Annotated in this window: 15 protein-coding genes and 1 pseudogene; 11 read left to right on the plus strand and 5 right to left on the minus strand. The window is 51.7% G+C overall.

What is annotated here, in order from left to right:
- The first annotated feature begins 132 nt into the window (after positions 1–132).
- The 10 genes and pseudogenes from C1P89_RS17740 (at position 133) to xylE (ending at position 9,547) form a co-directional block, all read left to right on the plus strand.
- Positions 133–810, plus strand: a complete 678-nt coding sequence (locus C1P89_RS17740; protein ID WP_077898459.1) for a phage tail protein — start codon at positions 133–135, stop codon at positions 808–810.
- A 2-nt stretch (positions 811–812) separates the two neighbouring features.
- Positions 813–1,358 carry a tail fiber assembly protein gene (locus C1P89_RS17745; RefSeq protein WP_000902846.1) on the plus strand — a complete coding sequence of 182 codons (546 nt, stop codon included), beginning with the start codon at positions 813–815 and terminating at the stop codon, positions 1,356–1,358.
- The gene (locus C1P89_RS17750) at positions 1,345–2,748 is read left to right on the plus strand and encodes a prophage tail fiber N-terminal domain-containing protein (protein ID WP_001135852.1); all 1,404 of its coding nucleotides are present in this window, start codon (positions 1,345–1,347) and stop codon (positions 2,746–2,748) included. The genes C1P89_RS17745 and C1P89_RS17750 overlap by 14 nt, the downstream gene beginning before the upstream one ends.
- Entirely contained in the window at positions 2,699–3,349 is a 651-nt protein-coding gene (locus tag C1P89_RS17755; protein WP_032157565.1) for a DUF4376 domain-containing protein, read from the plus strand. The genes C1P89_RS17750 and C1P89_RS17755 overlap by 50 nt, the downstream gene beginning before the upstream one ends.
- A 100-nt stretch (positions 3,350–3,449) precedes the next feature.
- Positions 3,450–3,635, plus strand: coding sequence for a Com family DNA-binding transcriptional regulator (locus C1P89_RS17760; protein WP_032157564.1), 186 nt, complete (start codon positions 3,450–3,452; stop codon positions 3,633–3,635).
- Positions 3,586–4,281: a tRNA(Gly)-dependent adenine aminoacyltransferase Mom gene (gene mom, locus C1P89_RS17765; RefSeq protein ID WP_000514035.1), complete on the plus strand. Its 696-nt coding sequence runs from the start codon at positions 3,586–3,588 to the stop codon at positions 4,279–4,281. Before C1P89_RS17760 ends, mom begins: the two co-directional genes overlap by 50 nt.
- Positions 4,282–4,407: 126 nt before the next feature.
- Positions 4,408–5,097: pseudogene (gene malE / locus C1P89_RS17770) on the plus strand (maltose/maltodextrin ABC transporter substrate-binding protein MalE); the annotation flags it as partial.
- 153 nt (positions 5,098–5,250) lie between these two features.
- A complete protein-coding gene (gene malF, locus C1P89_RS17775; protein ID WP_005137764.1) occupies positions 5,251–6,795 on the plus strand; it encodes a maltose ABC transporter permease MalF in 1,545 nt (514 codons plus the stop codon).
- 14 nt (positions 6,796–6,809) lie between these two features.
- Positions 6,810–7,700, plus strand: a complete 891-nt coding sequence (malG, locus tag C1P89_RS17780; RefSeq protein WP_001252048.1) for a maltose ABC transporter permease MalG — start codon at positions 6,810–6,812, stop codon at positions 7,698–7,700.
- Positions 7,701–8,071: 371 nt separating this feature from the next.
- Positions 8,072–9,547 carry a D-xylose transporter XylE gene (gene xylE / locus C1P89_RS17785; protein WP_001097263.1) on the plus strand — a complete coding sequence of 492 codons (1,476 nt, stop codon included), beginning with the start codon at positions 8,072–8,074 and terminating at the stop codon, positions 9,545–9,547.
- A 43-nt stretch (positions 9,548–9,590) separates the two neighbouring features.
- Here xylE and psiE read toward each other — a convergent pair whose 3' ends face one another.
- Positions 9,591–10,001 carry a phosphate-starvation-inducible protein PsiE gene (psiE, locus tag C1P89_RS17790; protein ID WP_000202902.1) on the minus strand — a complete coding sequence of 137 codons (411 nt, stop codon included), beginning with the start codon at positions 9,999–10,001 and terminating at the stop codon, positions 9,591–9,593.
- Positions 10,002–10,270: 269 nt separating this feature from the next.
- Here psiE and C1P89_RS17795 point away from each other — a divergent pair, with 269 nt between their 5' ends.
- Complete coding sequence (locus C1P89_RS17795; protein WP_001295279.1) at positions 10,271–10,549, plus strand: periplasmic protein; 279 nt, start codon at positions 10,271–10,273, stop codon at positions 10,547–10,549.
- 46 nt (positions 10,550–10,595) lie between these two features.
- On the opposite strand, the gene C1P89_RS17800 is transcribed toward C1P89_RS17795, so the two are convergent.
- The 4 genes from C1P89_RS17800 to yjbE form a co-directional block, all read right to left on the minus strand.
- Positions 10,596–12,692 (minus strand): YjbH domain-containing protein, encoded by a 2,097-nt coding sequence (locus C1P89_RS17800; protein WP_000745747.1) that lies wholly within the window; start codon positions 12,690–12,692, stop codon positions 10,596–10,598.
- A complete protein-coding gene (locus C1P89_RS17805) occupies positions 12,692–13,429 on the minus strand; it encodes a capsule biosynthesis GfcC family protein (RefSeq protein ID WP_000595563.1) in 738 nt (245 codons plus the stop codon). The genes C1P89_RS17800 and C1P89_RS17805 overlap by 1 nt, the downstream gene beginning before the upstream one ends.
- Positions 13,426–14,064: a YjbF family lipoprotein gene (locus C1P89_RS17810; protein ID WP_001341739.1), complete on the minus strand. Its 639-nt coding sequence runs from the start codon at positions 14,062–14,064 to the stop codon at positions 13,426–13,428. The genes C1P89_RS17805 and C1P89_RS17810 overlap by 4 nt, the downstream gene beginning before the upstream one ends.
- A gap of 113 nt (positions 14,065–14,177) precedes the next feature.
- Positions 14,178–14,420 carry an exopolysaccharide production protein YjbE gene (gene yjbE, locus C1P89_RS17815; protein ID WP_000757336.1) on the minus strand — a complete coding sequence of 81 codons (243 nt, stop codon included), beginning with the start codon at positions 14,418–14,420 and terminating at the stop codon, positions 14,178–14,180.
- Between the last annotated feature and the right edge of the window lie 145 nt (positions 14,421–14,565).

A 14,565-nucleotide genomic window follows, 5' to 3' on the forward strand; every position in this document is an offset into this window, starting at 1 on the left:
TTCCCTTATTTTACCGGCAAAGACACAATGGCATTAACGCCGCTCAGTGCTTTTGTGCGCGGTATTCTCGGCAAAGAGAGTGCAACAGATTTTGCAGATGCACTGAAAGTCATAAAACAATCAGGCGGCACGATGACAGGGGAGCTGAAAATCCGTGGTGTTAATGCGCTGAGGATTTTCAACGAAGCTTTTGGCCTGATTTTTCGTCGTTCGGAAGAGTGCCTGCACCTTATTCCCACCAGTGAAGGTCAGGGGGAAAATGGCGATATTGGTCCCCTGCGCCCGTTCACCATTAATTTGCGGACGGGTGAAATATCCATGTCGCATAAAGTGTCTGTTGGCGGTGGTTCGCAGGTCAATGGTGCGCTGGGTATCGGCGTTCAGAACGCCCTGGGGGGGAATTCAATTGTTCTTGGTGATAATGACACCGGATTCAAACAGAATGGTGATGGCCTGCTGGATGTTTATGCCAATAGCGTGCATGTGTTGCGTTTTCAGAGTGGCAGTATCCAGAGTAATAAAGCTGTAAACGTTACAGGACGGGTAACACCGTCAGACTACGGAAACTTTGATGCCCGTTACCAGCAGCGAAATGGTGGCGTGCAGGATGTGCGGTATGGCCATGAAATGTATTACAACCCTGGCAGCAACACCGTTTCATGGACGTTTCGCTCACCTTCGGGACACGGGCTGTCAGGGATATCGATATCGGATACCGGCCGTAACTCAGCGGATAACGTCAACGGTGTGTATTACCGACCGCTGCAAAAACTGATTAATGGCACCTGGTATAACGTAGCGAGTATTTAACAATGTTGCATTTAAAAAATATTACGGCAGGTAATCCGAAAACCGCGGAACAATATCAGCTGACAAAACAGTATGATGTCACCTGGCTTTTTTCGGAAGACGGCAAAAACTGGTATGAAGAACAGAAGAACTTTGCCAGTGACACCATAAAAATGGTTTACACCGGAGACGGGCGCGTGGTGTGGGTCGGTAAGGATGTGACAGGCATTGAACCCCGTAACGCCAGTGTTATTGAAGTTCCTGATATTACCGCCAACCGCCGCATTACCGCGCCGGGTTACTGGTTTTACCGCAATGATGAATTTGTCTTTGACTACAGACTCAAAGCGGAAGATGAGCGTGATGCCCTTCTGGCTCAGGTCAGTGCCCGGACAGGGGAATGGGAAGAAGACCTGCTGCTGGGGCTAATCAGCGACGAAGACCGGGAAAAACTGAAAGCGTACCGTATTTACGCGAAATCACTGCAGGCGATGGATTTCAGCGCCATCACAGATAAAGCCACATATAACGCCATCAACTGGCCGGAGCGTCCCGATGCCGCAGCTTAAAGGTGTGATTAAAACGCCCACGGGAGAACCGCTGGGCGGCGCAACCATTACACTAACCTCCATGCACAACCGTGCAGGGATTCTGAAAAGTGTTTTCAGCCATGTCACCACACAGAACGGGGAATATGACTTCCCCGTTCTGCCGGGTGTGTACAGCGTTCGCCTGACACAAAGCACACAGCGCCTTTCAGAAATCGGTGTCATCCGCGTTTATGAAGATTCAACGGACGGTTCGCTGAATGATTTTCTGGGCGCAACTGATATTGACCTGCGTCCGGAATCCCTGAAGAAATTCGAAGAGCTGGCGCAACAGGCGCAGCAGAGTGCCGGGGCCGCAGCCGGAAACGCACGGCAGACGGCGCAGGATGTGACGGCAGCCGCAACGGCCCGTGATGATGCACAACGTTTTGCGGAGAAAGCCCGACAGGATGCAACCGTCACAGCTGAGGACAGAAAGGCCACTGCGGAAGATGTGACAAGCACAGGAGCAAATGCAGCCGCAGCCGGACAGAGCGCACAGGATGCCGCAGGTTATGCCCGCGCAGCAGAACAGGCCAAAAATGACATTGATGCTGCGCTGACCGGCACTCTGAAAATGGCTAACCATCTGTCTGAAATCGCAGCAGCAGGCGAAAAGGCACAACAGAAGTCCCGGGATAGTCTGGGGCTGAAAAGTGCAGCCACGATGGAAGCACAGAGCGACATTTACGACCGGACAAAAGGCCGTCTGGCGATACCCGGCGCATTCGGCTTTGGGTGTGCTTTTCTGCCTGAAGATGTTATCCGTTTTGACACTAAGAGTGATTTCCTGGCCTGGGTAAGGAATGCGCTGCCAGGTGAGTATTCCGTTGCTGGCCGCCTGGGCATCATACCCGACACACGGTTTGAAGGGGTGCTCAGCATCCGGTGGACTGATGCACGCCCTGAGACAACAGAACCGCGGTACAGAGCCAAATCCCTTACTTTTTACGGCATTAACGGCCCCATTTATCACACCCGCTACTGCTACTGGCCCATATCCAGACTGACTGACTGGGTGAAAATAAATATAACCACAGAAGATATTATTTACAGAATCGTGGCGAGCTCTGTCCGCAACAGATGGGGAGACCCTGACATTGGCGGGCTGATTATTGCTGCGTACCAGGGAGAAGCTGACGGTGATAAAGTCATCAGACTTGTCAGGGGGCAGTCATACAGAGGCTCACGACTGGGACCGGTGGGGATTTCAGTGCCCAGTACTCCCACCGGAACGTATATAGCATCCCCACAATTTTTCATTACGGGATGTTCAGAGCATTCATTACCGGGGTCATATTGCGCCCTGTCCGGGGTGCCGGATGCTCATGTCTCTGGCGCAATGCCCGGGCTTTTTATTCGCACATCGTGAGGAATGCACCGTGGAAATTAAAAAAATCATTAATCCCCGTTATACCGAAAGTGGCGCAGTAGACTGTGACGTTTTTTTTGACGACAGGGACCAGGCAGTCCCCTACACAGCCACCGCTGATGATGTCGCACCGACGGGTCAGCAAATCTGGCAGGAACTGCAAAGTGGCAAATGGGGTGAGATAGCCCCATTCACTGTGACACCAGAAATGCTGGAAGCGGCCAGAGAGGCCAGACGTCAGGGAATTGAAGCATGGCGCACAGAACAGGAGGCGAAGCCGTTCACGTTTGAATGGAACGGTCGTATCTGGAATGCTGGTCCCGACTCACTGGGCCGCCTGTCCCCGGTAGTCATGCTGGCAAAATCTGTCACAGCACAAACACATATGGCGTGGAGCGATGCGGATAATCAGCAGGTGCAGCTGACGACGCAGGAACTTGAGGAACTGGCCACAGCGATGATGCAGGCCATTGTTGAGCGCAACGATGAGATTTATCGCTGTCAGCGGGAGATGAAAGAACAACTTTCTCTGTTGCCCACACTGGACGAGGTGAGAGCGTTCAGACCAGGCGATTATATAATCAGTTTGTATAGTTTATGACGATCGATAGCATCATATCGATCGTCGGTTTGCATCAAGTGTGATTAAATACCCCCAGCCCTCCGGGCAGCGATATCCTGTTATTACACTGGGGGAAGTTATGGATTCTGTTCGTTGTAAAAATTGCAATAAATTGCTGTTTAAAGGAGGTTTTAAGCATATAGAAATCAAATGTCCTCGCTGTAAACGTTACATTGTCATATCGAGTGCCCGGGAGCATCCCACGGAGCTGTGTTGTGGGAAAAGAGAAGAAATCACGCATTCTGACAAAACCCTGCGTTATTGAGTATGAAGGCCGGATTGTCGGCTATGGTTCAAGGGAGCTGCGCGTTGAAACCATATCCTGCTGGCTGGCCCGCACAATCATTCAGACAAAGCATTATTCCCGCCGTTTTGTGAATAACTCCTGGTTGCATCTGGGCGTATTCAGTGGACGTGATCTGGTTGGTGTTCTTCAGTGGGGATATGCCCTTAACCCCAACTCAGGGCGTCGCGTTGTGCTTGAAACGGATAACCGGGGCTATATGGAACTGAACCGCATGTGGCTACACGACGACATGCCCCGCAACTCTGAATCACGGGCCATCAGCTACGCGCTGAAAACCATCAGGTTACTGTATCCGTCAGTGGAGTGGGTTCAGTCCTTTGCAGACGAACGTTGCGGGCGTGCAGGTGTTGTGTATCAGGCGTCAAATTTTGATTTTATTGGCAGCCATGAAAGCACATTCTACGAACTGGACGGTGAGTGGTATCACGAAATAACGATGAATGCGATTAATCGTGGAGGGAAGCGCGGCGAATATTTACGAGCGAATAAGGAGCGGGCCGTGGCGCACAAATTTAATCAGTATCGCTACATCAGATTCCTGAACAAGCGAGCAAGAAAGCGACTAAATACTAAGCTATTCAGGATTCAGCCTTACCCGAAGTGATCCCACTTAATGAATAAAAAAGCAGCGGTTAATGCCGCTGTTTTATCTTGAATAACTTCCATATGCGCGCTTCTGGCTTATCTTGAAAGAATTCCATATCTATCTTGAATAATTTTGCGCGCTTTAAAAGGTAAGAGCGCGCTGATGTTCAACCTGCAAGAACCGTACTTCACCTGGCCGCTGATTGCTGCTGACGGGGGTTATGCGTTCAAGTATGAAAACGGCAAGTACGATATTAAAGACGTGGCCGTGGATAACGCTGGCGCGAAAGCGGGTCTGACCTTCCTGGTTGACCTTATTAAAAACAAACACATGAATGCAGACACCGATTACTCCATCGCAGAAGCTGCCTTTAATAAAGGCGAAACAGCGATGACCATCAACGGCCCGTGGGCATGGTCCAACATCGACACCAGCAAAGTGAATTATGGTGTAACGGTACTGCCGACCTTCAAGGGTCAACCATCTAAACCGTTCGTTGGCGTGCTGAGCGCCGGTATTAACGCCGCCAGTCCGAACAAAGAGCTGGCGAAAGAGTTCCTCGAAAACTATCTGCTGACTGACGAAGGTCTGGAAGCGGTCAATAAAGACAAACCGCTGGGTGCAGTGGCGCTGAAGTCTTACGAGGAAGAGTTGGCGAAAGATCCACGTATTGCCGCCACCATGGAAAACGCCCAGAAAGGTGAAATCATGCCGAACATCCCGCAGATGTCCGCTTTCTGGTATGCCGTGCGTACTGCGGTGATCAACGCCGCCAGCGGTCGTCAGACTGTCGATGAAGCCCTGAAAGACGCGCAGACTCGTATCACCAAGTAATGCTGTGAAATGCCGGATGCGGCGTGAACGCCTTGTCCGGCCTACAAAACTGAAACGCATGTAGGCCTGATAAGACGCATCAGTGTCGCATCAGGCAGTTGTTGTCGGATAAGGCGTGAAAGCCTTATCCGTCCTGGAATGAGGAAGAACCCCATGGATGTCATTAAAAAGAAACATTGGTGGCAAAGCGACGCGCTGAAATGGTCAGTGCTAGGTCTGCTCGGCCTGCTGGTGGGTTACCTTGTTGTTTTAATGTACGCACAAGGGGAATACCTGTTCGCCATTACCACGCTGATATTGAGTTCAGCGGGGCTGTATATTTTCGCCAATCGTAAAGCCTACGCCTGGCGCTATGTTTACCCGGGAATGGCTGGAATGGGATTATTCGTCCTCTTCCCTCTGGTCTGCACCATCGCCATTGCCTTCACCAACTACAGCAGCACTAACCAGCTGACTTTTGAATGTGCGCAGGAAGTGTTGTTAGATCGCTCCTGGCAAGCAGGCAAAACCTATAACTTTGGTCTTTACCCGGCGGGCGATGAGTGGCAACTGGCGCTCAGTGACGGCGAAATCGGCAAAAATTACCTCTCCGACGCGTTTAAATTTGGCGGCGAACAAAAACTGCAACTGAAAGAAACGACCGCCCAGCCCGAAGGCGAACGCGCGAATCTACGCGTGATTACCCAGAATCGTCAGGCGCTGAGTGACATTACCGCCATTCTGCCGGATGGCAACAAAGTGATGATGAGCTCCCTGCGCCAGTTTTCTGGCACGCAGCCGCTCTACACACTCGACGGTGACGGCACGTTGACGAATAATCAGAGCGGCGTGAAATATCGTCCGAATAACCAAATTGGCTTTTACCAGTCCATTACCGCCGACGGCAACTGGGGTGATGAAAAGCTAAGCCCCGGTTACACCGTGACTACTGGCTGGAAAAACTTTACCCGCGTCTTCACCGACGAAGGCATTCAGAAACCGTTCCTCGCCATTTTCGTCTGGACCGTGGTGTTCTCGCTGATCACTGTCTTTTTAACGGTGGCGGTCGGCATGGTTCTGGCATGTCTGGTGCAGTGGGAAGCATTGCGCGGCAAAGCGGTCTATCGCGTTCTGCTGATTCTGCCCTACGCGGTGCCATCATTCATTTCAATCTTGATTTTCAAAGGGTTGTTTAACCAGAGCTTCGGTGAAATCAACATGATGTTGAGCGCGCTGTTTGGCGTGAAGCCCGCCTGGTTCAGCGATCCGACCACCGCCCGCACGATGCTAATTATCGTCAATACCTGGCTGGGTTATCCGTACATGATGATCCTCTGCATGGGCTTGCTGAAAGCGATTCCGGACGATTTGTATGAAGCCTCAGCAATGGATGGCGCAGGTCCGTTCCAGAACTTCTTTAAGATTACGCTGCCGCTGCTGATTAAACCGCTGACGCCGCTGATGATCGCCAGCTTCGCCTTTAACTTTAACAACTTCGTGCTGATTCAACTGTTAACCAACGGCGGCCCGGATCGTCTTGGCACGACCACGCCAGCCGGTTATACCGACCTGCTTGTTAACTACACCTACCGTATCGCTTTTGAAGGCGGCGGGGGTCAGGACTTCGGTCTGGCTGCAGCAATTGCCACGCTGCTCTTCCTGCTGGTGGGTGCGCTGGCGATAGTGAACCTGAAAGCCACGCGAATGAAGTTTGATTAAGGGAGATAACAAAAATGGCAATGGTCCAACCGAAATCGCAAAAAGCACGTTTGTTTATTACTCACCTGCTACTGCTACTTTTTATCGCGGCGATTATGTTCCCGCTGCTGATGGTCGTCGCTATCTCACTGCGCCAGGGGAACTTTGCGATCGGCAGCCTGATCCCGGAGCAAATCTCCTGGGATCACTGGAAACTGGCTTTAGGTTTTAGCGTGGAACAGGCTGATGGTCGCATTACGCCACCGCCATTCCCGGTACTGCTGTGGCTATGGAACTCGGTAAAGGTCGCCGGGATTTCCGCGATTGGCATTGTCGCGCTCTCTACCACCTGCGCCTACGCTTTCGCCCGTATGCGCTTTCCAGGCAAAGCGACGCTGCTGAAAGGAATGCTGATTTTCCAGATGTTCCCGGCAGTACTTTCACTGGTCGCGTTGTATGCGTTGTTTGATCGTCTGGGTGAGTACATTCCATTCATTGGCCTGAATACTCACGGCGGCGTAATTTTCGCGTATCTGGGTGGGATTGCGCTGCATGTCTGGACCATCAAAGGCTATTTCGAAACCATCGATAGTTCGCTGGAAGAAGCGGCTGCGCTGGATGGTGCGACACCGTGGCAGGCCTTCCGCCTTGTCCTGTTGCCGCTGTCAGTACCGATTCTGGCGGTGGTATTCATCCTGTCGTTTATCGCTGCCATTACTGAAGTTCCGGTCGCGTCGCTGTTACTGCGTGACGTAAACAGCTACACCCTGGCCGTGGGGATGCAGCAATACCTCAACCCGCAAAACTACCTGTGGGGTGACTTTGCCGCCGCTGCCGTGATGTCTGCATTACCGATCACCATCGTCTTCTTGCTGGCTCAACGCTGGCTGGTCAACGGCCTGACGGCAGGTGGTGTGAAAGGTTAAAGATGTTGTTCTGCCAATGTTATGCCGCTGCACCCTCAACTTACGTTATCCCAACTTGTGACTGTTATTCGGCGCTCCACGGAGCGCCTTTTTTTCTTTCGTCTGCAATCTGAATCGTTCGCCGGTTAATATTTCCATCATAGAGCTTATTATTTTTACGTTATTTGTTTTCCCACTTACGATAATTCTCTTTCGTGCTCTGAGTCACGGCAATAGTATTGTTTTCATCAATTTTTGATAATTATCACAATTAAGATCACAGAAAAGACATTACGTAAACGCATTGTAAAAAATGATAATTGCCTTAACTGCCTGACAATTCCAACATCAATGCACTGATAAAAGATCAGAATGGTCTAAGGCAGGTCTGAATGAATACCCAGTATAATTCCAGTTATATATTTTCGATTACCTTAGTCGCTACATTAGGTGGTTTATTATTTGGCTACGACACCGCCGTTATTTCCGGTACTGTTGAGTCACTCAATACCGTCTTTGTTGCTCCACAAAACTTAAGTGAATCCGCTGCCAACTCCCTGTTAGGATTTTGCGTAGCCAGCGCTCTGATTGGTTGCATCATCGGCGGTGCCCTCGGTGGTTATTGCAGTAACCGCTTCGGCCGTCGTGATTCACTTAAGATTGCTGCTGTCCTGTTTTTTATTTCTGGTGTAGGTTCTGCCTGGCCAGAACTTGGTTTTACCTCTATAAACCCGGACAACACAGTACCTATTTATCTGGCAGGTTATGTCCCGGAATTTGTTATTTATCGTATTATTGGCGGTATTGGCGTTGGTTTAGCCTCAATGCTTTCACCAATGTATATTGCGGAACTGGCTCCAGCTCATATTCGCGGAAAACTGGTTTCATTTAACCAGTTTGCGATTATTTTCGGGCAACTTTTAGTTTACTGCGTAAACTATTTTATTGCCCGTTCCGGTGATGCCAGCTGGCTGAATACTGACGGCTGGCGTTATATGTTTGCCTCGGAATGTATCCCTGCACTGCTGTTCTTAATGCTGCTGTATACCGTGCCAGAAAGTCCTCGCTGGCTGATGTCACGCGGCAAGCAAGAACAGGCGGAAAGTATCCTGCGCAAAATTATGGGCAACACGCTTGCAACTCAGGCAGTACAGGAAATTAAACACTCCCTGGATCATGGCCGCAAAACCGGTGGTCGTCTGCTGATGTTTGGCGTGGGCGTGATTGTCATCGGCGTTATGCTCTCCATCTTCCAGCAATTTGTCGGCATCAATGTGGTGCTGTACTACGCGCCGGAAGTGTTCAAAACGCTGGGGGCCAGCACGGATATCGCGCTGTTGCAGACCATTATTGTCGGAGTTATCAACCTCACCTTCACCGTTCTGGCAATTATGACGGTGGATAAATTTGGTCGTAAGCCACTGCAAATTATCGGCGCACTCGGAATGGCAATCGGTATGTTTAGCCTCGGTACCGCGTTTTACACTCAGGCACCGGGTATTGTGGCGCTACTGTCGATGCTGTTCTATGTTGCTGCCTTTGCCATGTCCTGGGGTCCGGTATGCTGGGTACTGCTGTCGGAAATCTTCCCGAATGCTATTCGTGGTAAAGCGCTGGCAATCGCGGTGGCGGCCCAGTGGCTGGCGAACTACTTCGTCTCCTGGACCTTCCCGATGATGGACAAAAACTCCTGGCTGGTGGCCCATTTCCACAACGGTTTCTCCTACTGGATTTACGGGTGTATGGGCGTTCTGGCAGCACTATTTATGTGGAAATTTGTCCCGGAAACCAAAGGTAAAACCCTTGAGGAGCTGGAAGCCCTCTGGGAACCGGAAACGAAGAAAACACAACAAACTGCTACGCTGTAATCTTCCTGTCCAGCACGCCGCGCCAGTTCGGCGTGCTTTCTTTTTACTCCCGCTTCAGCCGTTTCGAATTACACAGCCACAGAGTGATCACCAGTAACAGGATCGCAGCCGAGTAGATCAACACATCCAGTGGCGATTTATGATCGACGATGATCAAGCGCACAATGGCGGTGATCCCAATATAGACAAAGTAACGTAGCGGGAAGTGAAAACCGGACTGAAAGTACTTCACAATCAGCGCGATAAATTCGAAATAGAGAAAGTAAACCACCAGTCCTTCTACCAGCTCATATTTGCTGGTTTGTTCTGGCGCGAACAGCACATCTGCCAGATGCACCGTTTCTTTGCCGAGGAAGACAACCAAAATCAGGCCGAGGCACAGCAGGCCAAGATTGAGTACGGTCTGCAAAATGGTGGAGATAAACTCCACGCGCGGACGAGAGAGTGACGTCATAGCAGTACCTCCTTCACAGTGGCGAGCTTCCTGTATAACGCAAAAATGTGACGGAGATCTATATTTTTTGTGTATGTTTTGTTCAACCTGGATTTGGAGCGCGCCTCCACCAAAGCCGGATATACCTACCCGTAGGCCGGATAAGCCGCGCCTGGCGGCGCATCCGGCAAGACAAACCGCACCCAAGCCGGTAATTCAAAAATCACCCATTCAGGTGATTCCCAGCCACCAGCAATGCGCGAAAAATCGACAATGTTCCTCTGGAACAAATGAAACGTAACCTGATAAAGGTGGTAAAAATGAAGCCTTATTTTGCTGCTTTGATGTTATCAGTCTCTGTTCTTCCTGCTTATGCTGGTCCGCTCGGTACTGCTGATAAAGCCGACCTACCGCAAAGCAATGTCTCCAGCCCAATGATGGCCCAGTCGCTCAGGCAACCAGACCTGCAACCGATATCGACGGACAGGAAGACAGAATGTTTTCGCCTTTACACACCAGATCGCAAACCGGGGGTGAACTGCGTTCCTGATGGCTCAACAGGCCATTAAGAATGAGGGTGCCAGTGATTGCGAAAACTGGCACCTTTCCCATGACTTAGCGGAAATTGACGCTACGGTCGCTGGTCATATCATACAACTGGAACTTACGCCCAAGTTGCTGACCACCGTCACGCGTCAGCGGCGTCCAGCCAATCGCCGCACGGCTGCGTGTCGGGCCAGACGAGAAGAGATCCAACGGTACCGAGACATACACGCCTTTGGTGAAGTCCCCTTCGCCGTACTCCTCTTTTGAAACATTCGTGATCGTGGCATAGCCACCCACCACCACGCCGCTATCAAAGCGTTTGGCGATCTCCAGCGTGCCGCCTTTATCCCCTGCCAGATACTGCCCGACGCTGGCTTTCACTAACACGTCCTGGGCGAAAGATGGCGTCCAGTAGGCGGTCAGATGTCCGGTTTTCACGCTGTAGTCGGTGAATTTCATCATATCTTTTGCACTACGCCAGTCGCGCTGTTTAACGTAGTTGGCATCCAGACCAAACGCCCAGTTGCTGTCCAGCGGACGATACAACACTTCAGCCCCCGCACCGCCAAACATGGTTTCGAGATAACCTCCATAGACCTGACCGTAGAAGCCGTTGCCCAGATGCTGGAAGTAGTTGGCTTGCAGGTTATTCACATAGGCATCGTTCTGCACATACTCGCGCACATGGGTACGAACGCGCGGTAAGTGCGAGTCCTGTGGCGGATTGGTGTAGTTAAACTTGTCGTAGTTGTTGGCAAGATTTGCAAACAGGCTGCCGATGGTCAGCAGATGGTCCGTCAGCCACAAATCTGCCGTTCCCATCACGCCCAGCTGATACATGTAAAAGTTTTCCGGGCCACCGACCGACTGGTTCAGCACCGGATCGATATGGAAATCAAAGCGTGATTTGTCGATATACCAGCCCTGCTCGGTGGACTGCGGAACCACTGGCTCGACGCGTTTTTGCGCCAGCGTCGTTTCGTGGCCCAACGGCTCTCCGGCGAGATGATTTTTCAGGCTGGCGACATCGGTTTCCGTCGTCACCTGCGGCATGTTAAGGCGATTTTCCGTAATGCGGATCGTTTTGATCCCATCCGGCAGATCGTTCATCACGATCCGATTAGCACGGATGATCCCTTCGCGCGAATCACGATATTTCACCTGCTCGCCGGTAACATACAGCGTATCGCCTTTCGCCTGGATCTGCGGATCGGCAAGTCCGGCATTGTATTTCAGCAACGTTAACTGATTCGCCACCACCGAGTGCTGCAAAATGGCATCCTGCGGCTGCGGTTGATATTGCGGGCGGGCGTTATCGATGTAGGACGGGCGCAGATCGTTAAAGTTGGTGCGCAGCGTGACGCCAAACATAAAGGTGTTGCCACGTTCATAGCTAAGGTTAACGTCGGCCCAATCGGTAACGCGATAAATCGCCCCGACGTTAAACTTACTTTTTTGCTCCAGCTTCCCGGCAAAATCCTGCTGATAATTATTACCTTCATACTCCAGTTTCAGGCGCAGCGGTTGCCAGGGCGTCTGGTATTCCACGCCGCCAAACAGTGAGGCCGGGCCGTGGAACATCTGACTGCCGTCGATAGATCCCGCTTGTTTGTAGCTGTTATCGCGATAGCAATATTTATCACTGGCTGAACAGAGCGGATTTTTCACATTACCGCTGGTGCCCAGATATCCCCAGCCCAGGCCGAGCGTAAAATCGAACGGCCCCCAGGCTTTGCTGGCAACAAGATATTCCGCATCAAACAGCCCCGTACCGCCGATATCCCGCGCACCAACCGCCACTTGCGGCAGCCAGTAACTCTCTTCCCACAAACGCAGTTTGAGATCGAAGGCTTTATCTTTATACGTTTGATCGCCAGAGAACGCTTCGACGCTGCTGTACTGCCGGGTGCGCACGTCGGTGTAACGCAGCGTTGTTTCCAGCCACGGGAAGAGTTGCACTGAAGCTGAGTAATAACGGTACTGATCGTTATCGCGATAGTTCAGACTCAACTCCCCTTCCCGTGCCATACGCGCGGTGGGAGTTTGTAATAATCCTACGCCACCGAAATCCGACTGCGACGGACCAATGGGCGCAGGATATGTTTCGCCGTAGCAAGCTGTGCTAATGCCCAGCGCCAGTAAGCTAAGCAGATGTCTTTTTTTCATTATTGGGGTATCCGCTGCGTCAGAGTCTGAAGAATGTCGGCGTTAAGGGCATCAGGCGTCTCACTCCAGACGGAGTCTGCGAGGCCAACATAAATAATGCTGCCGGGCATCGGCTCTACGTGACGCTTGTTCCAGTAAGCCACCGGCGCTTTTTGCGTGCGTCCGTCCGGGTAAACGACCCACGCGTAGCTGCGATCCGCACCGCTGAGCAGGCTCTGGTCAGAGAGATAGCTCGCCACGTCGCGACCTGGAGTGAATGGCTGATTGCCAGGATGGCTGATAAGCCCGAACAACGTGACCGTGGACGGCGGTGGTCCGACCCACAGCGTGTAGTTGCCCTGCAACGGCGGGTTACCGCGTTCGGCAACGCGGACGATATCGGGATCAAGATTGATTTTTTGCCTGCCTGTCACTTCCAATGCCTGGATTTGCTGGCGTAAGGCGTTAATGGCGGCGGCATCGTCGGTGCTGGAATCTGCGCCCTGTTCTGCCAGCCGTGTCAGCAACGCCTGCTGCTGACGCAATGCTGCCGCCGTTGCCAGCTCTTCGCTAATCACCGCACCAGGCCACCAGCTGTTTGCCAGTCGAGGTTGCCCTACCAGATCGATTAAATGCTCTGCGCCCGTTAGCGTTTTGGCCTCACTGCTGCCATTGCTGAACACCTTGACGGTTCCTGCCGCGAAGACCGATGACGCTCCCACACTCAAAAGCAACGCGACAATAGTTTGTTTAATCATTGTTTTGCCGCCTTGATGAGAGTGGTTTTCACCGGGAAATAATCCGCGCCGAGATACTGTTCCGACTGGCGAATTTGCCCTTCGCTGTCGATCCAGTAGCGGTTATGCCAGCGCGCCTGGTCGGTGGAGACTTCTTCGTCCAGCACGCGAACCAGGGTTTCATCGCTGCCGACCTTGACGGTATCGGTGCCATCCCATTTGAAGACTGAGCGTGCGGTGGCGTAGCGTACCTGCTGGTACTCGGTCCAGCCCATCGTGCGCGTCCATGTTGCACCATCAACAATTTGTGCGGGTTTAATCAGCGGGTCGGCGGCAAGGTTATTCACTTCAATCAGGTTGTCGCCGCCAAGCAAAGTCTTCACCAGACGACCATGTTGTGTGACAAGAGTGGCTTGATCCTGAGTGACCCATTTTTGTTGTCCGTCTTCAGCGAAGGCCAGCACCACAAACAATTGCGGCCCGCCATTAAGCTGCATGTACTGGCTGGCGTAGGGCATATTTTGAATATCATCGTCCGTCAGCTGTACGCCTGGCGTGCCGAACAGACTGTCCCACAGTGAATTGCCCAGCTCTTTAGTCGTGGCTGAACAGGCCTGTAATAACAGGCAGATAAGAATGAGTGCAGGTCGCTTCACGACTCTTCTCCAGAGGGGCAGAATAACCACACCGGAGTGTGGTTATGGTTAATCCCTTCATATTTCAAGCCACAGATGCAATGACTCGAATTATTTTGGGGATACATACTTTATTACTGGGTACTGGTGGTTGTGGTTGTTGTGGTCCCGGTATTAGAACCATCACCGCCACCGGTTGCCGCGAGCGCGACACCCACCGCCGAGCTTACGGTGCTGACGCTGGTCGCGGAGGAACTCCCCGCCGAAACCGACGTTGCTGCCGCCCCTGCCGCTTCGCCCACCTGTACAGGTGCAGCCCACACAGAAGTCGCCGCAAGCGCAGATATGGCAAAAATGCCATACAGAACTTTTTTCATAACAATTTCCCTTCATTGAATGAATGGAGATTTACCCAAAAACATTTCGGGCGGGATCGAGTATACACAACTAAAGCATGCGAATTACGGCGCGGGGAATTAGCGATGGTGTTTTAGGATAATTGGAATGAATATCAAATATAAG

The sequence above is a fragment of the Shigella sonnei genome (assembly GCF_002950395.1).
Lineage (GTDB): Bacteria > Pseudomonadota > Gammaproteobacteria > Enterobacterales > Enterobacteriaceae > ECMA0423.

Excerpts from the sequence above, each read along its gene's own strand:
- C1P89_RS17740 (WP_077898459.1), top strand. The coding sequence starts at position 133 with ATGACAGGGGAGCTGAAAATCCGTGGTGTTAATGCGCTGAGGATTTTC.
- C1P89_RS17745 (WP_000902846.1), top strand. The coding sequence starts at position 813 with ATGTTGCATTTAAAAAATATTACGGCAGGTAATCCGAAAACCGCGGAA.
- C1P89_RS17750 (WP_001135852.1), top strand. The coding sequence starts at position 1,345 with ATGCCGCAGCTTAAAGGTGTGATTAAAACGCCCACGGGAGAACCGCTG.
- C1P89_RS17755 (WP_032157565.1), top strand. The coding sequence starts at position 2,699 with ATGCTCATGTCTCTGGCGCAATGCCCGGGCTTTTTATTCGCACATCGT.
- C1P89_RS17760 (WP_032157564.1), top strand. The coding sequence starts at position 3,450 with ATGGATTCTGTTCGTTGTAAAAATTGCAATAAATTGCTGTTTAAAGGA.
- malF (WP_005137764.1), top strand. The coding sequence starts at position 5,251 with ATGGATGTCATTAAAAAGAAACATTGGTGGCAAAGCGACGCGCTGAAA.
- malG (WP_001252048.1), top strand. The coding sequence starts at position 6,810 with ATGGCAATGGTCCAACCGAAATCGCAAAAAGCACGTTTGTTTATTACT.
- xylE (WP_001097263.1), top strand. The coding sequence starts at position 8,072 with ATGAATACCCAGTATAATTCCAGTTATATATTTTCGATTACCTTAGTC.
- psiE (WP_000202902.1), bottom strand. The coding sequence starts at position 10,001 with ATGACGTCACTCTCTCGTCCGCGCGTGGAGTTTATCTCCACCATTTTG.
- C1P89_RS17795 (WP_001295279.1), top strand. The coding sequence starts at position 10,271 with ATGAAACGTAACCTGATAAAGGTGGTAAAAATGAAGCCTTATTTTGCT.
- C1P89_RS17800 (WP_000745747.1), bottom strand. The coding sequence starts at position 12,692 with ATGAAAAAAAGACATCTGCTTAGCTTACTGGCGCTGGGCATTAGCACA.
- C1P89_RS17805 (WP_000595563.1), bottom strand. The coding sequence starts at position 13,429 with ATGATTAAACAAACTATTGTCGCGTTGCTTTTGAGTGTGGGAGCGTCA.
- yjbE (WP_000757336.1), bottom strand. The coding sequence starts at position 14,420 with ATGAAAAAAGTTCTGTATGGCATTTTTGCCATATCTGCGCTTGCGGCG.